Here is a 19,370-nt window from a genome sequence, read left to right as displayed (position 1 = left end):
TATAAATAAAAAAACCTCGAAAAATCGAGGTTCATTCATAATTTATATTTACTTTACTCTACTCAATAATAAAAATGCTTTTACATTGTTGAAATCATAATAGATATATTTCCAACAACTAGCATATCTTTGCATTCAGCAGGTACAATGAAGTTATCACCCTTCTTAATTTCTTTATCTCCAATACTGCCGCTGCCTTCCATCACTGTACAGAGTAAGAAAGATTCATTAAGTAATTTCACTTTATCCTTCACATCATATTTATAAGTACTAAAATATTCGTTTTCAATATAAACTATCTTTTGGTGCCCCTCATCAGCTTCAACAGTTGGTATAGCAGTTGTATCAATTTTTTGAGGCACAGTTATCACATCTATGGACTTTGAAGTATGAAGTTCTCTTGGTTTATCAGTTTTCTTATCAAGCCTATCGTAGTCGTATAATCGATAGGTTATATCAGAAGACTGTTGTATTTCGTATATTAAAGTATCCTTACAAATGGCATGCACTGTTCCTGAAGGTATGTAAAAGAAATCTCCAGCCTTTATAGGTTTATAATTCAGCAACTTTTGAAATTTCTTATTCTCTATCATATCATGTAATTCTTCTTTTGAATTAGCATTGTGTCCTATTTCTAAAACTGTATCCTCATCTGCTTCAATGATATACCAGGCTTCAGTTTTACCAAATTGTTGCTTTTCTACTTCCCTAGCATATTTGTCATCAGGATGAACCTGTATTGAAAGATTATCTGCTGCATCGATAAGCTTTACCAATAGAGGAAACTCCGGATTTTCAATACCTCCAAAAAGTTCCCTGTGATTTTTATATAACCAAGATAAAGTTTTTCCCTTAAATTCGCCATCTTCTATTTCACAATCACCGCTACTTAGTGCTGATATTGCCCAGCATTCACCAGTATTCTCTGAAGGTATATCATAGCCAAAATAATCTCTTAGCCTTGTTCCTCCCCATATTCTCTCCTTAAAAACCGGCTTTAATTTTATAATACTGCTCATATTTGCCTCCTTAAAAATATCTATTCATTACAAATTATATTCAGCAGTTGCAATATAACCAGCACCTATAAGTCCTGAATCTCCATTTTGTTCACTTAACTTAATACTAATTTTATCCTTTAAGTCTTGATGAACCTTTTCCTTTACCCTATTTTCCAGTTCATTTATTATCCATTGATTATTTAACACTAAACTTCCGCTCAGTACTGTTATTTCAGGGTCCATAATTTGAATAATTGAAGCTATTCCAACTGCCAAGGCTTCTACTGCTTCTTCTATTATTTCTGCAGCTTCCTCATTACCTTTTTCTCTTAAATCAAATACATCCTTTGTATTTCCTACCTGTAGGCCTCTAGCTAATGCCTGCTTATATATTCCTGATCCACTTGAAACAGATTCTAATGCCCCAGAATTATAGTTACCATAGGAATATGCACCAGGTTTAACAACTATATTAAATACTTCCTGCGCAAAGCCATGAGCACCTCTATAAATCTTACCCTGGTGAACAAAGCCTGCTCCAATACCTGTTGAGATTGTTAGAAATTGAAGTGAAATAGGCTTTTCTTTTATCAATAAATATTCAGCTAATGCAGCTATATTGGCATCATTCTCAATATAAGTAGGTAGTCCTGTAGCTTTACTTATTTCTTCTACTATTTTATAGTTCTTCCATCCTGGCAAATTTGGAGGATTCAGTATTGTTTTTGCAATTAAATCTAAAGGTCCAGGACAAGATATACCTATACCTTCTATTTCTACTTTTTCAGCCAAAGATTTAACTATTTTTAGAATCTCATTAGTATTTTCGTAAGAATTATTTATATTTGTTGAGAATACATACTTTTCTAATATTTCATTTTTACTTATCAGTGCTACCCTTGTATTAGTTCCACCAATATCGATTCCTATTGTATACATATTTATCTCCTTTACCTTTTATTAATTATCTCACAAAATAAAAGTTAAACTATTCTAAAAGTCTTAATCTCATATGGCTTTATTGTAAAGGAAACTTCCTTTGTATCTTCAGCAGCACATAAAATATCTCTTTCTAGCAAGTCACATTCAATAACTTTGCTGCATTTTCTTCCTAAATCCATCTTTGCAGCTGTAAGCTTGTTTTCAAATTCGTACATTCTAATAATAGTACCAATCCCATCCTCAGCCTTCTTAATTGATTCAATGATTATATTTTTAGCATTAACATCAATAAGGCTAGAAGGTTTACTTACTACAGCAGCTTTACTTGTTGGGCAGCTGCTCAAAACAGGAACATTCAGCATGTAAGCTTGCTGTACAGTAGCTCCATCTTTCCAACTTCCTTGATGTGGAAGAATAGAATAGGTAAACCAATGCTCCTCTTGGTCAGTAGTTGGATTTGGATCAATTCCCGACTTTATAAGTGATAAAGTCATAACCTGATTTCTTATTGAATAGCCATATTTGCAGTCATTTAAAAGACTGACCCCAAAGCCTCCATCAGAAAGATCTGCCCATTTATGCGCACAAACCTCAAATTTTGCCTTGTCCCAGCTGGTATTGCTGTGAGTTGGCCTTGTTAGGTTTCCAAATTGAATATCATAGGAAGCTTCATTTGCATTCACAGCTATTGGAAACTCCACTTTCATAAGCTGCTGATGTTCTTTCCAATCCACATAAGTTTCAAAGTCAATACGGCTTGAATTAGCATAAAAGTATATTTTTTGATTGATTGTAGAATTGCAATACTTTCTTTCAGTTAATAGTACCGCTTGAGCAGGACCATTTTCTATCCATTGAAGTTTAGTAACATCCTCTGCAATCCATGATTTTCTACTGTAATAAATATCGATATTCCAGTTGTCAAATTCCATAGGCTTATCTTCATAAACTCTAAAGATATTGCCCTTTTCTCCACTTTGAAGTACTTCACGATTACTAGTCCTATCAAAAAGTGAAGTGAAAAATCCATAGGAATCAATAGCTACTTTATAGTATGGTGTTTCAATTCCTTCATTAGTAATAATAAATGGACTTTCCTGCTTTTTACCTTCGCTAAAGCGCAGCACCTTTACCCCTTTAGGAGGAATTGCTTCAATCCATGCTGTAAACATACCGTCCTCTGTCTTTTGCAGTGGGTAAACAGAGCCATCTTCATCTATAAGTTCAGTAGCGTTTCCAGGAACATTGTCCAGCACAACTTTGTCACTGCGCTTAAAGGATAAAGTATTGAATACTGCTACACTGTCCTGGCCTGCCCCTGCCTTAGTAGCTATTACATTTATTCTTTCACTAATTAGTGACTCAATCTTATTTTTAATCTCTTCATATTCTAATTTAGTAACATCATAGGCTTCCTTAACAGCTGACCCTGGCAGAATATCATGGAACTGATTGATTAAAACAGTTTTCCATATAGAATCGATTTCCTCTTTAGGATAAGGTATTCCAAATTGTTCCGCCCAAACAGAAAGCATTTCTAAATTCATTAGTGCAAATTCACTCTTTCGATTGCTGCGCTTATTTCTAGCCATTGATGTGTAGGTACCGCGGTGATACTCAAGATATAGTTCGCCAATCCATTTTGGCAAGTCCGGATTTTCAGCTAGTGAAGCATAAAGCTTATCAAAATAGTCCTTTGAAAACTTTTGTTCAACCCTTGGAGCTCCTACTATTCCTTTTTCCAGTCTTCTACCGGTTTCTAACATTTCCCTAGTAGGTCCTCCACCGCCATCTCCATAGCCATAGCATACAAGTATATCATTATTTAATTCCTTTTGCTGGTATCTGTCATAGCCACCCATTAGAGCCGCTGGATGCAGCATACCATTGTAAGTAGTGAAAAAGCTATCTTTAGCTTGATCAATGCCCTTTGTTGTAATCAAGTGAGTAAATATAGGCGTGCCATCAATGCCATGCCACCAAAATGTATCATAAGGAAATTTATTAAATTCATTCCATGCAATTTTAGTAGTCATAAAATATTCTATGCCGCACTTTTTCATTATTTGAGGCAATGCAGCAGAATATCCAAATACATCTGGAAGCCATAGTATTTTATTTTCAACTCCAAATTCATCCTTAAAGAATCTTTTCCCATATAAAAATTGTCTAACAAGGGATTCTCCTGAAGTTAAATTACAGTCAGCTTCAACCCACATTCCGCCTTCAGGCTCCCATCGTCCTTCTGCAACACGCTGCTTAACCTTTTCATATATTTCCGGGTAACGCTCCTTTAAAAAAGCATATAATTGCGGCTGACTTGACATAAATTTATACTCTGGATATTCCTCCATAAGCTTTAACACAGTAGAAAAACTTCTGGCAACTTTTTCCCTAGTTTGGCTAACTGTCCACAGCCAAGCAACATCTATATGAGTATGTCCGATACAGCTTGCTATTACCTTGTTATGCCCCGCAAGTGTGCCATAAATAGTTTTTTCTAGATACTCCTCTGCTGCCTTAATAGAGGAATAGAAATACTGAGAATAAGGAACTCGAAGGTCTATTAAATCAGCAGCTTTTTCAAGCTCCAGCTCAAGCTCCAACTTATCACTATTTTCATCTTCCAGTTTTTCAGCAGTACATAGTGGTACATTAAGATCATGATAAAGCTTTAATATTTCTCTATCCACCTGAACTACTCTTCCTATAAGTAATAGTTCAACGTGGAGAGTTCCTGTGTAAGCTTGTAAGTCGATTCTATACTTTCTATTAGTTTCAGCATTTTCAGTAATAAAGATTTCTCTATGATTCATATCAACGCCTTGAACAGGTATATTGTCTATAAAAGCCAAAAACTGAGGATTACTCATATCATTAGCTTCATCAATCTGTGTTTTAATAATTAAATATAATGGTTTCCCAGAAAATTCTTCTGGTACAGTAAATTCAGTTGTAAACCAAAAATGTTTATCTTTTCCCATCCACATCATATTTTTACTATCAAAATTCTCCCATGGAGTTTCAGAGGTTTCTGCATCTTGTGGACGAAGATAAAAACCATCTTTTTTCTTCCAGTTATTTATATCAAAGGATTTAGTACAGGAGAGCTTTTGTAGCTCATTACAAATTACGCGAACACGTTCTTTTCTAAACATTTAAATCACCAGCTTTCAAACTAATTATTCAATATTTTTAATAATAAAACTCCTTAATTAAGGTTTGTATAAAATCAAATCCTATCAAGGTTATCTAAAGCGTCCATAACCTTAACAGGATTAATTTTATTAGTTGAATTAATTTATATATTATCCTTTAGCTGCACCTTGCATGCTGAAGCCTTTTGACATATATTTTTGAGAAATTACATAGAGCATTATGGATGGAGTCGCATAAAGTACAGAATAGGCTGCTAAAGGTCCGTATGCAATCATACCATGGTTGCCAAAGAACTGATAAAGCATAACTGAAGCCGGATATTTTTCTGCTGTACTAATTAATATGTAGGGAACAAAGAAATTACCCCAACTGCCAGAAAAAGTATATATTGCTACAGTAAAAATACCTGGAAGCATAACAGGTGTAATAACCTTTCTAATTGTAGTTAGAACCCCGGCACCATCAACCCAAGCTGCCTCTTCAAGCTCTATAGGAATGGCATCCATAAAGTTTTTCATCATCCAAATGGCATAAGGTAATGCTGAAGCAGTCAAAAATAAAATTACTCCGAAAATATTATCATACAGTTTTATAGTAATAAATAATTGGTAAACAGGAACCATCAATGCTGTTATTGGCAGTGAGGTCATAAAAAGAATAGAGTACATAAATGATTTCTTATGTTTCATTTGATATCTAGAAAGAGGATATGCACATAAACCTGCTGCTATAACTACAAATATTGTCTGCAAAATAGAAATTAAAAGTCCTATAGCAAAGGAACGCTGATTAGTTTGATTAGTTAGCACATTAAGATAATTCCCCAAGGTTACATTTTTAGGTATCTGTAGAGCCTGAGATGCACTGCTGTCAAAGGAAGCTATTAAAACCCATAAAAGTGGCAGCAAAAAGCATATACCAATTAAACTAAGAATTGCATAAGGAAGTATTTTCCCAAAAATTCTTTTTCTCCATTTCATATTCATATGTATTACCCGCCTTTAAATTTTTACTTTGGATGCTTTTACGTAGAAGAAACTTAATATTACACCAATAGCTAGAAGTATCATTGAAATTGCAGTACCATAACCAATTTGGAAACTGCCAAATGCTTCACTGTACATTAGTAAAGGAAGTGTTGTTGTGGAATCTCCAGGACCTCCACCAGTCATCATGTAGATTAGACCAAAGACCCCAAGTGTGGAAAGTGTATTCAACATCATATTGGTTATAATAGATCCTTTTATATTAGGTAAAATAATCTTAAGTAAAATAGTGAAATTAGATGCACCATCAACTACAGCCGCTTCTTCTATGTCTGTTGGGACATCATCCAAGGCTGCTTGGTACACTAACATTGAAAATGCAGTACCATGCCATGCATTAGCAATTATGATACTAAACATAGGAAATTTATAAAGCCATTGCACAGGTGTGCCCCCAAAGAGCTTAATTACTGAATTAAGTGTGCCGCTGTCATTAAGAAAATTAGCCATACATAGGGCACAAACAACTTCAGGCATAACCCAACCAGCAAGAACTATCGTACCTACAACCCTTCTGAAGATTGTATTTTTATTCTTCATTAAAATTGCAATTAGAAATCCGAATACTTGTTGTCCTATCAAAGAAGAAAAGACTAAGAAAATAACTGTGTTTACTATACTTTTAAATACCTGAGGATCTCTAAACATTTGTGTATAATTTTCAAGACCTATGAACTGAAAATTTTGTGATTCGCTTCCTGTTAATGTTAGATTTGAAAACGAAAAGATTACTGTTAGCAAAATAGGAAAAATAAAGAATAACAGTAAAAGTGAAACTGCAGGCAAAAGGAAAAGATATTTTCCAAATTTGGATCTTTTGTTTTCTAGTGAAGATGTTGCTGCGGCAGTATCCATTCTTTTAACCCCCTTAAAATTATATATAATCAAGCATAGCACTTGAATTTTTTCAAAACTTATATTTCTTATTACTTTCAAATTAAAAATTAATACAGTTAGGCTTTTGTTTAATATAATACTACAAATATATCACGTTTTTAATATGTATTTTTTTAATCATTGTCTTCAGCTAACATTAAATATTTAAAATAATATATAAGCGAACAGTTTGCTAACAGGTCACTGTTCGCTTATTAAACTTAATTAATAATATTATCTTTATTTACTAGTTACTTTGTCACTACCAACAATTCTAGTTACATTTTGTGAATATTTTGCTATAGCATCAGCTGGCTTTGTACCTGCTGCTACTGACTCAACCATTGCTTGAATTTCAGTTGAAACTGAAGGATATTTATCTACTGCTGGTCTAAATTGTGCATTTTTTAGCATATCATTAGCTTGTTGATTAAATGGTATAGCCATAAAGTCCTTATCTTCAGCAACGTCTTTACGAGTAGTTAAGAAACCTGAAGCTTTATCAATAGAAAGCATATTTTCTTTATTCATAGCAAATTTAACGAATTCCATAGCTGCTTCTTTGTTCTTACCTTGCTTTGGAATAGCAAGTGACCATCCACCAGCCATAGTTATAGTACCTGGTTCTTGTCCCTTACTTGTTGGGAAAGGTGCGAATCCAACTTTATTAGTGTAGTCAGCCCATTCTGCAGGACCACCCTTAGCCCAGTTACCTGAAGTCCAATAACCATCTAAACCAATACCAACCTTACCAGTAGGCATATATTTACGTGCAAAAGTATTTCCTGCTTCTCCGTTTAGAACTAGAGAAAGTGATGGGCCATATCCTTTTTTGTAAATAGTGTCTACAAAGTTAAGTGCATCTGTCATTTCATTGCTATTTACAACCCATTTTTTGCTGCTTGAGTCATATAGTGTGCCGCTTGCTCCATATAAAAGCATTTCATAAGTCTGCATACTTGTTGCTTCTCCAGTAGCCTTTCCAGAATTCATCCAGAATGGAACTACATCAGGACATTTTTCTTTAATTGTTTGACAAGCTTGTAATACTTCATCCCAGTTCTTTGGCTGCCAATTTTCAGGTAATCCTGCTTTTTTGAACACTTCCTTATTGTACCAAAGGCCTCTGGAGTCTGTGCTATATGGTACAGCATAAACCTTTCCATCTTGAGCTGTAACACCTTTCTTTAGTGGATCACTAAATTGGTTCTTCCAGTCATCCCAACTGTTTAACTTATCAGTAAGGTCATCTAGGTATCCTGCACTTGCATCAGAATTTAACATAAAAGTATCTTCAGTTACTATATCAGGGCAGTTAACACCTGATTTTAATGCTAAAGAAATTTTAGTAAAGTAATCCCCCTCAGATGCAGTAATTGGTGCAGCTACAACCTTTACTTTAGGATTGTTATACTTTTTATTAACTTCTTCAATCCATTTTTTGTAAGTGTCTGAACCATCATCTCTGTAAGTAAACTTAAGTGTTATTTGATCTGATGATGAACCAGAGTTAGCACTCTTACTGCCAGAGCTTGTACATCCTACTAATGTACTTGTGATTATTGTTGCACCTAATACTAGCAACGAAATCCTTTTCAAAAATTTTTTACTCAATATAATTCCCTCCCAAAATTTACTTAATATAAAATATTAATATAAACTTCATTATACAAAAGTATAACGAGGTCAATATAACTATTTAAAACCCTGCAACTTTTATAATCAGTTCTGCAAAAAGTGAATCTGCCCAAGCAAACCAGCTTCTTGTAAAATCATGAGGGTTATCAGGATTAAAACTTTCATGCATGCATTGCTTTCCATCATCAGTTTGCATAATCATTTCAATTAGCTGATTTATTTCCTGGGAATCAGCTGATGTTATTGCCTGCATAGTTAAACCAATATGCCATATGCTTCCAACAGGAGTATGGGGGCTTCCTAGTCCCTTAGCATATTTTCCTTCATAATAAAATGGGTTTTGCTTACTCAAAACAAACCTGCGAGTGTTTTGATATATTTCATCATCTACTGTTGTATATCCTAAATATGGAATAGAAAGAAGATTTGGCACATTGGCATCATCCATTAAATTATAATTTCCCATACCATCTGTTTCAAAAGCATATATTTTTCCAAATTGTTCATTTTCAACAATTCCATATTTAAGAATTCCTTCATCAATTTGTTTTCCTAAATCTGAAGCATCAGCAGCAAGTTTTTCATCCTTATAAACCAATTTTGCTATTTCTTCCATGTATTTAAGAGCAACTACAGCAAACATATTTGAAGGAATATTATATCCATATGTACAAGCATCATCACTAGGTCGAAATCCAGACCAAGTCATTCCAGTAAAAGTAACTGGTGTTCCTTTTCCTTCATTTTGCAGCGTATCTGTAGCTGGACAGTTTTTTCTTTGAAAGCTATAATGTGATTTTTCACCGTGGTACTGTTCAAGCCTCCACAAATCGATTACAGTACACATAGCATTATGAAATGCCTCATCAAAGATTTCTTTGACACCGCTAACCTTCCAATATTGATAAGCAAGCTGAATAGGGTAGCAAAGCGAATCAATCTCATACTTTCTTTCCCATACCCAAGGATTCTGAAGAGTTATATCCTCTTTCATTCCGTGATCATTTGGCTCTTTATTGAAAGCATTAGCATAAGGATCAACTCCTATATACATAACTTGTCGCTTGATCAAGCCTTCAATAACTCGAGCAATTTGTGGATCTTTATTAACTAATGGTAAATAGTGCTTTACTTGAGCCGATGAATCCCTTAACCACATAGCAGGAATATCCCCAGTTAAAACAAAGGTTGTCCCATCTTCTAAAAGATTTGTTGTAGTTGCAAGTGTGCTAAGATAGCAATTTCGAAACGTTTTCTTAAGTCTTATGTCTAGTTTTTCAGCAATATCATCCACATATTGCATTACAATTTCCGATATATTCAATAGCTTCAATCTCCTTTGTAATTTGATGATATATTGTAGTTTGTGTCGATTGATTATATTATACATTTCAAATATACTAAAGTCAATATATTTATTATACTATTTAGAATTATTATTCGATTTTTATTGCATAATATATAATTAATATACTTTATGGTACAAAAAATGTGCTGCAAATCTATATAAAGTAGATTTGCAGCACATTTTTGTTTTTTAAAACAAAACTATATTAAACTGTGTTTATCTATCGACCTTTAATTGATTTAACTGATTGACCATCAACAAGTACCGCCTTAAGATAAGTTTTCTCTGTAATTTCCTCATTTTTTATGAGCTTAAGTACAAACTGAATGGATGTTCCGCCAATTTCCTTTTCCTTCTGCCTTATATGTGTAAAAAAATAATCTCCAATATTGTTATATGGTCCATCAAAACAAAGTATGGATATATCCCCTGGTACTGTCTTATTAAGCGATTTTAATGCACGCATTACTAGTAAAGCTAAGTTGTACTCAGTTACAAATACACAAGTAATATCTGGGTTGTTTAAAAGCAAGCTTTTAATTTTATCACAATCATTTTCAATATTATGTTCGCTATCCATCCCTGGCAAAGTGCTGACTAGATTAGTTTCCCATATGGTTTCATCAACCTTAACCCCATGTTCTGCATGGCTTAGAATAAAACCAGTTATTCTATCCTCGATAGTTGTAGTGTCCTTAGGAGGGGTAGAGATAAAGCTGATTTTTCTATGTCCACGCTTTAAGAGATAATCTGCAGCTACTTTAGCAGCATCCACATTATCAGTCCCTACAAAAGCTGCTGGAATACCCTTCAAATCACAATCCATTAGAACAAGTGGATATCCATCCATAATAAGCTTCAGTATTTTAGGATTATAATGTTCCCCATGAACTGGCATCACAATTATTCCGTCAACTCCCATATCTACCAGTGAATTTATTGCATCGTTTTCTAACTCCTGGTTTCCATATGAACGCTTTGGTACTATAAAGCAGTTATTCTTAGATGCCTCTTCTTCTATTCCAGACAGCAGATTTGTTCCATAACTCTCGGTAAAATCAGAAAGAACAACACCAATAATTGGAGAATGTCCTCCTTTTTTCGGAACATTTTCTTTATTATCCTCAGTGGATTTTAAAACAAAGGAACCTTTTCCAGGTATTCGCTTTATTAATCCATTATCAGCAAGCATTTCAAGTGCCTTTTTACTTGTTATATTGCTAACATCAAATTGTGCAGCAAGTTCTTTTTCTGTGGGAAGCTTTTCTCCATCAGAATATTCTCCACTTATAATTTTATCATATATAGAGTTGTATAGTTTTTGATACAATGGCTGATTCTCATTCATATAAACATATCTCCTAATTTTCTATAATATTAGTGAAAAACACACTATAAATCTTTCTTAAATATATATAATATATTTAATATATCATTTATATGTACCCCTAGTCAAATTTATTTTATAAAGTTTTTTGGCCATACCCATATTATAACTCAGTTATAAGTAATTGGTACAGAATAATCATCTGTAAATAGCCAAATAAAAAAAGTGCTAAACATTTTAGCACTTTTTTATCTTAAAACTATTGAGTCTATAATTCATAAACCTTTGGTTTTCTTATAACGTCTAGTATTGAACCATCTCTGCTTTCCAGTATTGCTACAACCTTATCCTCAAACTCTAATTCATCAGGCTTTCCACACATTTCATAAGCCATATCCCTTAATTCCTCTATAGTATATATAGGAAGCTTAGAATCTTTAAGTGCTTCAATTAAGTCCTGTCTTAGAGGATTTATTGCTATACCATAGTCAGTTACTACTACATCCACAACCTCACCTGGAGTTGTTACAGTTACCACCCTGTCACATATGGTTGGTATTCTGCTTCTTACCAAAGGAGCTACTATAATTGAACATTTTGAGCCAGCAGCTGTATCTGGATGTCCTCCTGGCGCTCCTCTTAAAATACCGTTAGAACCTGTAACTACATTTACATTAAAGTTAACATCTACTTCTAATGCACCTAATATAACAAAATCAAGCTTATTAACAAGTGCTCCTTTATTTCTTGGATTAGCATACTGAGAGGTAGATATTTCAAAATGGTTAGGATTATTTTTAACAGATTCTATTGACCCCGCATCAAATGCTTGTGCATTTACTAAACATTTTACAAAACCATCTTCTAAAAGATCGCACATCGGCTTGGTTATGCCCCCAAGAGCAAAACTCATTTTAATTCCTGCATCTTCAAGATATGGACGAAGCAGCAAGTTTACAGCTAAAGCAGCACCGCCTCCTCCTGTCTGGAATGAAAAGCCATCCTTAAAGAAAGGCGAATTAACCATTACACGAGTACAGTAATCTGCCATCATAAGCTCTCTTGGATCGCTTGTTAAACGAATTACATTGCTGACAATCTTCTTTGGGTCTCCGATTTCGTCCACAACTACTACATAGTTTACATCTACAGCTGAAATACTTGGTGGAAAATTAGGATAGTCTACTAAAAAGTCCGTTATTACAACCACCTTGTCTGCATATTTTGCATCAACCATTGAATAAGAAAGCACTCCACAATCGGACTTTCCACCTACTCCTCTAGCATTTCCATAAGAGTCTGAAGTAGGTGCTCCTATAAATGCTACATCTATATGGACTTCTCCCTCTTCAATAGCTCTTACTCTGCCGCCGTGAGATCTTATGATTGCAATTTTTTTTAGCTTCCCTGTAGAAATTGCCTCACCTATTTTACCTCTTACTCCAGAGGTTTGAATTCCTGTTATAGTGCCATCCTCTATATACTTTCCAATAGGGTCATGAGCATCTCCTAAGGAACTAGCACAAATAGTAATATCCTTTATTCCAAGCTTTGCAATTTCTTCTACTACCATGTTAACTATATAATCTCCATCACGGAAATGGTGGTGAAAGGAAATGGTCATACCATCCTTAAGTCCGCACTTTATAATTGCTTCTCTAACAGATGAAAGAAGCTTATCCTTTTGATCTGCAATTGAATTTATGTAAGCTCCATTTTCATTTCTATTGCAAACTTTATCCGAATTAATTGACCCTTCAAATATTTTTCTATCATTAACTAATAATTCTTCAGGAATTTCTCTAAAAACTTTATTAAGCATCTTATAAATCCCCCTCATATACTCCGGCTGCTTTAGCAAGTGCAATTGTTCTCTGGGCTCCTTCTAGAAATGCTATGTCGATCATCTTCCCATTCAGCACAAACACACCTACACCAGTTTCTGCATTTTCCTCAATAGCTCTCACAACTCTTTCTGCTTGTGAAATTTCTTGCTCTGTAGGAGTAAACACTCTATGTACAATTTCTATCTGTTTTGGACTTATAATAGATTTACCATCAAAGCCTAACTGCTTAATTAATTTTACTTCCCTTTCAAAAACATCCATTTTATCAAGTTCTGTATAAGCAGTATCAAAGCACTGAATTCCAGCTAGTTTGGCAGCATTTAAAACCATTCCTCTGGCAAATGCCATTTCCTGACCATCATCATGTCTTTTAGTTCCCATAGTTCTCATGTAATCACCTGCACCTATGGCAATTCCCATAAGCCTGTCCGTTGATTCACAAAGCTCTACTGCATTAAATATGCCTCTTGGTGACTCAACAGCAGCCATAATCAGCGTTGACCCTACAGGTCTATTAAATTCTCTTTCTGCCTTTTCAATCTCTGCTTTAACCTGTAATATTTCCTTTGAATACTCGCATTTTGGAAGGCGTATACAATCACATCCTCCTGCTACAGAAGCCCTAATATCCTCTTCCCAGTAAGGAGTATTAAGTCCATTTATTCTAACAACTCTTTCTACCCCTCTGTAATTTACTTCCTTTAAGGTGTGATATAGTGAAAATCTTGCTGTATCCTTTTGATTTTCAGCAACTGCATCTTCCAAGTCAAAAATTACTGAATCAGGCTTGTATACAAATGCATCTCTCATAAGACTTGGCTTCTGAGCATTTAAAAACATCATTGTTCTTCTAAGACGTTTTTTGTTAGGATTCATTATTTTATCGCACCTCCCCATGGTAAGCTATCATATTTATCTATTGAACGATAAACTGCACCCTCAACTCTTGCTTTTATTGTACAATCTAAGGCGCCATTATCTACTATACTGACTGCAGCATCTGTCACCCCTAAATTTTCAAGTGTTTCAAGCACAACCTTTTTAATCTGTTTTCCATATTGCTGAAGTACGCTGCTCTTTATTGATAACTCAATTCCGCTGCAATCATTAGGCCCAACAGTAACATGAACATCACTGGATTCAAATGTGCCAGCTATAGCAACTTTTTTCAATTCCATGTACATCACTCCTCATATTTTAATCATGTCTTCATTAATTAAATCCTTCAAAGACTTCCATACTTACACTTTAGCACACCTGATATTATATATAAAATATTAATATATTACTGATAGTTATAATAGAAAAACTATATCTTAAAACAGTGGATTTAATTCTTCATAATTATAAGTTACTTTAGTATCAAAATCTAACTTTCAGCATTCTTGAAACTTAATAACTAATAAATAAATTAGGAAGATGATGTAGACCGACCTTGTGGTATAATATGGTATGAGCGTTTTGTAAGATATTTCTTATTATTTTTTTCCTAATGGATCAATAGTACATTTGAAAGGGTGATTCTAATGAAAACCAAAAATGTAATAGTAGAAGATTATAATCTCCAATGGAAAAATGAATTTGAACGTATAAAAAGTGAATTATTAACAGTTTTGTCTGGAAAAATTAATTCAATTGAACATGTCGGAAGCACCTCTGTTGAAGGATTAGCTGCGAAACCAATCATTGACATAGATGTTGTAATTGACAAAAATTTTGAAGAAGTAAAAAAAGCATTAGAGTCTATTGGATATATACATGAAGGAGACCTGGGCATATCTGGTAGGGAAGCATTTGGTTATAATAACAAGTCACATTTAATGGTACACCATTTATATGTATGCAATAAAGATAATGAAGAATTGTTTAAGCATATAACATTTAGAGATTATTTAAGACAACATAAAGAAGAGAGAGATAGGTATAGTTCAATAAAAAAAGAGATGGCTTCGAAATATCCAGAAGATATAGACTCGTATATCGAAGGAAAGCAACCTGTAATTTTAGAAATCTATAAGAAATGTGGTTTAAACAGATAACTCCTGATTTATTATTGAGATTATCATCATCTTTACTACACAATTTTCTTATAGGATTTAATAATCAAAAATTAATATTAATACAACTTAGTAAGAAAAGGCGAAATAAGGGAGTATTTTATATTAGAAGGGTTAGTGAGTATATGTCTAGTGTTGCCCAATTTGGTATTATAGATGAATTTGAAAAAGATAAAGATTATTCATGTTATGAACCTCAAAGATATAATTGTGTTGATATTAATGACGATATTTTGAATGATTGGTGGAATGAATTGACCTTAATTAAAACTTACTTTCACTGTTATAGTAGACCGAGTTTTGCACTTGCAAGATGGGGAGTTACTCTTATTCCTCCAGAATCATTAGAGGCCTTTTATACCATTGTATCAAATGATAAACGTTCTAAATTATCAAAAGAACTTATTGATTTAATGATATTACTACGAAAGGCTATTTCTAAAAATAAATATGTGATTCATTATGGCGTATAAAGCTGAAACAAAATTTTCTTAAAAAGTTACTGAATTGTAATTTAAGATGTTTTAATTGAATTGAAGGGAAACCATTATGAAAAATATAGATTTTGGTAAAGGCATAGTAACATATAATGATTTTAATATTGACATTACTAATCCGCTAAAAAATCAGATATGGGAATTAAAGCAGGACTTGTTGCAAGTAAATTACTCAGATAAGCATGATAATACCTATATTCTTGACATTGGGTGGTATCCTGAATTTAATCTAAATGGTGCTTTTAAGATAGTTCTCATTAGAAATTTTGATTGGGATAATCCTATGATTATGAAAAATAGTAACTATGAAGACTTCTATAATATTCTAGCTGATTGTATTGATTATGCAAACAGACTTTAGTTCACATTATTCTTATAAAACGACGGGGAAGTAAGATATTGTTTATTAAAATGATGATAGGTTTTTTTGAAGAGAGTACTCATACCAAAGTACCCAAAAAATACTTTTATCTACTTATCATGTCTACTTGTTTAATCATCATTATAGACGATTTACAGCTTTCATATATGCATTAATATAATTTTATTCTAGTTATAATATTAATCAGTTTTATCCTTTATATAACCTTTGTATACCTTGACACAATTAAATAGTTCATATTTTTTTAACATTAAATATAAGGTACTTATTCCAACAAAATAAAACACCACTAATATAGCAGTTTTTCCCTCTCCCATTTTAGCAAAAACAACCAAGTCTAAAAAATACATAACAGGAATAATCATCAGAAATGGTAGTATTGCAAAATAATATGGTACAAGTGAGGTTATTATATCTAATGCAACCTTATTTCCTAAATAATATAAAATTATAACTGCTAAAAATAAGCAAGTGATAACAATTTCTACACTAGAAGATTGTTTATTATTTAATATTGCTTCAATAAACCTCCATATTCTATCTAGCAAAATAGTACCAATGCATATGTTAACTATTATTTTTCCCTTTTTGACCTTTTCCAATTTAATTTCCTCCACCTATAATCTTTGATTTTTAGAACTTATAACTGGTTTATTCTATTTTTGCTTTTCATCATCTCCAAGTGTCTCAGCAATTCTCTCTTCAAAGTATTGATAATCCTCCACTATTATATCGAGAAAGCCATCTACTTCGTTACAATCATAGCCTCCCATCAGCTTCTTTTTAAATTCTTTTTTCTGAATGCATTCTTTGTTCAATTTGATATTGGGATGAATAACATTAGATTTAAATGATAAATTTATTTTGGTAATCTCACTAAATTTTCCACCTAAAAAATGAAACTTATCTTGAGAAATTAGAATTCTAACTTCTTTAGAGTCCTCCAAAACTATTTCTAACCTATCGCTTGATATATCATCTTCCAAACAAGTATCTAATCTATATTTACTAATCTTATACCCTTGATTAACAAGAGCTTCGTATTCTTTTTTTAGTTTTGGAAATGAGTCAATTATCAGTTCTATTTTTACAATACTCACTTTATTGCTTCCCCCTAGAATTTTTTTATATATTTGACCACTGACGCAAAATTATTGTACTACTTTTATCTAAGTGCCCTTACTAAAAAGTTTATCACATTGAAACCGTTATGAGATACGATTGGTAAAATCAAGCTACCAGTTGATTCTGCTATTAAGCCAATACAAAAACCTACTGCTCCAGACCAGAAAAAATAAAACATATCAAATGAAATACCCATACTTGAACTAACAGATAATGCATGACCTAATCCAAACTGAATTGAAACTATTATTAAACCCACTCCAAATTTAGCATCAAGAAACTGATATCTTTTTATAAATGCAATATTTAATAGCGCTAAATATATTCCTCTATAGCATAATTCCTCATCCATTCCTGGCATTGTTAGTTGAAAAAGTAATTGTTCCATATCAAATTGCTGTTTGTAATTTAAAATATAAAAAATTACTATGACCAGTAGAAGAATACCATAAGAAAAAATCATAGCTCTCTTGGCCTTAATCTTATGCCCCACTGATATTTTAGGATCACTATATGATATTGGAACTAGAAATCTTTTGAGAATTATTATAAATGTTATAGAAATTATAATAGATAGAATTTTTCCACTCCAATTATAATGAAGATGTGAGCTAAGGTTTAAATATAATTTTCCAACTTTTAGTCCAATTTCATTTAAGCTAGATATTAATATAAAAAGTAAAACATAAATCCTTTTATCTTTCTTACACAAAAACAATAATGGTAAAAATATAAATGCTTTTAGCAATACACTCATACCCATTTGTAACAACTCCATTATCTTTTTAAAATTCAAGAATATAATTATTTACTTCGCTTGTAGAACTAATCAATTTAAACTTACAGTTTTTTAATACATTATTTGATCCTATGTTGCCTTTTAACACTTTTGTTGCTGTAATGCCTTTACAATTTTCAAAATTCGCTGCCCAATTTATTAGCATTGATAATGCTTGGGTCATATATCCATTTCTTCTACAACTAGATGCTATACTATATCCAACCTCTGAAAAGCCATTTTCATCAGGAACTCCCTTAAAACCTATAAAACCCACACCTTTTTGATTAGACTTATCTATTATCAACCAATAGGTATACCATTCATGACTTTTTTCATCAACATTTTTCATTTTTACTAATTTCTTTGATATTGCTATTTTGACAAAATCAAATATAGCCTCAGGATCAATTAAATTTTCAATTCTTTCTATGTCATTATCACTAATATATGACAGTTCCTTATAGGATAATGGCTTTAATAATAATCTTTCTGATTCTAATACTCTTTTATCCAATTCTATACCTCCATTACAAAAACTCTATAATATAAATTCTCAATTCTTTAGTATTACTTTATATCTATATAAAGTCCATAATGATCACTTGGCATAATTTTAAATACCGATGGATTGTTTCCGAATATGTCCATATCTTCGAAGAGTAACTGTTCACATTTATTAAATGTATTTATCATTATCCAATCAAATCTTAACCTCTCTTTTACCCTTATATCCTCCTTCAAATAATAGTTATTTAACAAGTCGAAGGTAGCATAATTACTTGCATCTTTTTTACTATTAAGTTCTACAACATCTTGCCAACCGCAATCTTTTAAAAAATCATGAATACTACTCTGTGGTACATCATTAAAATCTCCACAAATAATTTCATATTCTGCACTGTCTTTGTCCATTGCAATCCAATTACTTACTGCAATTAATTGTTCCTTTCTAATCTCTTCACTTCTCCAGTTTAAATGAACATTTGTTATTCCTATAAGAATACCTTCATAATTAATCTTTGCCCGAATAGCACAGTAGTTTGATATTTCAGTATTTATTTCCCAAATAGCAGCGGTATGGCTAAAAGGATACTTACTTAAAATAGCTAATCCCTCATCAGGACAATCAGGATAGCACCTAAATACCAAGAACGGATAATTTGCTCCATTAGCAATAACCTCAGTAATATTTCTGAATTCTTCATTTCTTACTTCCTGCAAACAAATTATATCAGCATTAACTTCCTTAATAGCTTTACAAATCTCTTCTATTCTTTCTTCAAATAATATATCGTTATTCCAAATATTATAAGTAGCTATTCTCATTTATGTTTCCTCTTTCTG

The 19,370-nt window shown here is 32.7% G+C and carries 19 protein-coding genes; 3 read left to right on the top strand and 16 right to left on the bottom strand.

Features of this window, described 5'->3' with window-relative positions:
• Positions 1 to 80: 80 nt before the first annotated feature.
• From manA to citD, 11 genes are all read right to left on the bottom strand, one after another.
• Complete coding sequence (manA, locus tag bsdE14_RS13665; RefSeq protein WP_264850512.1) at positions 81 to 1,019, bottom strand: mannose-6-phosphate isomerase, class I; 939 nt, start codon at positions 1,017 to 1,019, stop codon at positions 81 to 83.
• Between the two features lie 27 nt (positions 1,020 to 1,046).
• A complete protein-coding gene (locus tag bsdE14_RS13660) occupies positions 1,047 to 1,940 on the bottom strand; it encodes an ROK family protein (protein ID WP_264850511.1) in 894 nt (297 codons plus the stop codon).
• A gap of 44 nt (positions 1,941 to 1,984) precedes the next feature.
• A complete protein-coding gene (locus tag bsdE14_RS13655) occupies positions 1,985 to 5,101 on the bottom strand; it encodes an alpha-mannosidase (protein ID WP_264850510.1) in 3,117 nt (1,038 codons plus the stop codon).
• A gap of 150 nt (positions 5,102 to 5,251) precedes the next feature.
• Positions 5,252 to 6,088 (bottom strand): carbohydrate ABC transporter permease, encoded by an 837-nt coding sequence (locus bsdE14_RS13650; protein ID WP_264850509.1) that lies wholly within the window; start codon positions 6,086 to 6,088, stop codon positions 5,252 to 5,254.
• 15 nt (positions 6,089 to 6,103) lie between these two features.
• Complete coding sequence (locus tag bsdE14_RS13645; protein WP_264850508.1) at positions 6,104 to 7,003, bottom strand: carbohydrate ABC transporter permease; 900 nt, start codon at positions 7,001 to 7,003, stop codon at positions 6,104 to 6,106.
• Between the two features lie 261 nt (positions 7,004 to 7,264).
• Positions 7,265 to 8,638, bottom strand: coding sequence for an extracellular solute-binding protein (locus tag bsdE14_RS13640; RefSeq protein ID WP_264850507.1), 1,374 nt, complete (start codon positions 8,636 to 8,638; stop codon positions 7,265 to 7,267).
• Positions 8,639 to 8,723: 85 nt separating this feature from the next.
• The gene (locus bsdE14_RS13635) at positions 8,724 to 9,965 is read right to left on the bottom strand and encodes a glycoside hydrolase family 125 protein (RefSeq protein WP_309298137.1); all 1,242 of its coding nucleotides are present in this window, start codon (positions 9,963 to 9,965) and stop codon (positions 8,724 to 8,726) included.
• Between the two features lie 265 nt (positions 9,966 to 10,230).
• Positions 10,231 to 11,358 carry a GntR family transcriptional regulator gene (locus bsdE14_RS13630; protein WP_264850505.1) on the bottom strand — a complete coding sequence of 376 codons (1,128 nt, stop codon included), beginning with the start codon at positions 11,356 to 11,358 and terminating at the stop codon, positions 10,231 to 10,233.
• A 247-nt stretch (positions 11,359 to 11,605) separates the two neighbouring features.
• Positions 11,606 to 13,159, bottom strand: coding sequence for a citrate lyase subunit alpha (gene citF, locus bsdE14_RS13625; RefSeq protein WP_264850504.1), 1,554 nt, complete (start codon positions 13,157 to 13,159; stop codon positions 11,606 to 11,608).
• 1 nt (position 13,160) lies between these two features.
• Entirely contained in the window at positions 13,161 to 14,060 is a 900-nt protein-coding gene (locus tag bsdE14_RS13620; RefSeq protein ID WP_264850503.1) for an aldolase/citrate lyase family protein, read from the bottom strand.
• Positions 14,060 to 14,362 carry a citrate lyase acyl carrier protein gene (citD, locus tag bsdE14_RS13615; protein ID WP_264850502.1) on the bottom strand — a complete coding sequence of 101 codons (303 nt, stop codon included), beginning with the start codon at positions 14,360 to 14,362 and terminating at the stop codon, positions 14,060 to 14,062. Before citD ends, bsdE14_RS13620 begins: the two co-directional genes overlap by 1 nt.
• Positions 14,363 to 14,710: 348 nt before the next feature.
• Between citD and bsdE14_RS13610 the strand changes: the two genes are divergently transcribed.
• The 3 genes from bsdE14_RS13610 (at position 14,711) to bsdE14_RS13600 (ending at position 16,099) form a co-directional block, all read left to right on the top strand.
• Complete coding sequence (locus bsdE14_RS13610; protein ID WP_264850501.1) at positions 14,711 to 15,223, top strand: GrpB family protein; 513 nt, start codon at positions 14,711 to 14,713, stop codon at positions 15,221 to 15,223.
• 143 nt (positions 15,224 to 15,366) lie between these two features.
• Positions 15,367 to 15,714, top strand: a complete 348-nt coding sequence (locus bsdE14_RS13605) for a hypothetical protein (protein ID WP_264850500.1) — start codon at positions 15,367 to 15,369, stop codon at positions 15,712 to 15,714.
• 76 nt (positions 15,715 to 15,790) lie between these two features.
• Complete coding sequence (locus tag bsdE14_RS13600; RefSeq protein ID WP_264850499.1) at positions 15,791 to 16,099, top strand: hypothetical protein; 309 nt, start codon at positions 15,791 to 15,793, stop codon at positions 16,097 to 16,099.
• A 200-nt stretch (positions 16,100 to 16,299) separates the two neighbouring features.
• Here the strand turns inward: bsdE14_RS13600 and bsdE14_RS13595 are convergent, their stop codons facing one another.
• The 5 genes from bsdE14_RS13595 to bsdE14_RS13575 all read right to left on the bottom strand — a co-directional run bounded on the left by bsdE14_RS13595 (position 16,300) and on the right by bsdE14_RS13575 (position 19,352).
• Positions 16,300 to 16,722 carry a hypothetical protein gene (locus tag bsdE14_RS13595; protein ID WP_264850498.1) on the bottom strand — a complete coding sequence of 141 codons (423 nt, stop codon included), beginning with the start codon at positions 16,720 to 16,722 and terminating at the stop codon, positions 16,300 to 16,302.
• Positions 16,723 to 16,776: 54 nt separating this feature from the next.
• Entirely contained in the window at positions 16,777 to 17,220 is a 444-nt protein-coding gene (locus tag bsdE14_RS13590) for a DivIVA domain-containing protein (protein WP_264850497.1), read from the bottom strand.
• A 65-nt stretch (positions 17,221 to 17,285) separates the two neighbouring features.
• Positions 17,286 to 18,008, bottom strand: a complete 723-nt coding sequence (locus tag bsdE14_RS13585) for a CPBP family intramembrane glutamic endopeptidase (protein ID WP_264850496.1) — start codon at positions 18,006 to 18,008, stop codon at positions 17,286 to 17,288.
• A gap of 22 nt (positions 18,009 to 18,030) precedes the next feature.
• On the bottom strand, positions 18,031 to 18,540 hold the full coding sequence (locus bsdE14_RS13580) for a GNAT family N-acetyltransferase (RefSeq protein ID WP_264850495.1): 510 nt from the start codon (positions 18,538 to 18,540) through the stop codon (positions 18,031 to 18,033).
• Between the two features lie 53 nt (positions 18,541 to 18,593).
• The gene (locus tag bsdE14_RS13575) at positions 18,594 to 19,352 is read right to left on the bottom strand and encodes an endonuclease/exonuclease/phosphatase family protein (RefSeq protein ID WP_264850494.1); all 759 of its coding nucleotides are present in this window, start codon (positions 19,350 to 19,352) and stop codon (positions 18,594 to 18,596) included.
• Positions 19,353 to 19,370: the final 18 nt, after the last annotated feature.

Source organism: Clostridium omnivorum, assembly GCF_026012015.1.
Classification (GTDB): Bacteria; Bacillota; Clostridia; order Clostridiales; family Clostridiaceae; genus Clostridium_AX; species Clostridium_AX omnivorum.
The sequence above is the reverse complement of the archived record's forward strand: the minus strand, read 5'-3'. Positions and strand labels throughout refer to the sequence as shown.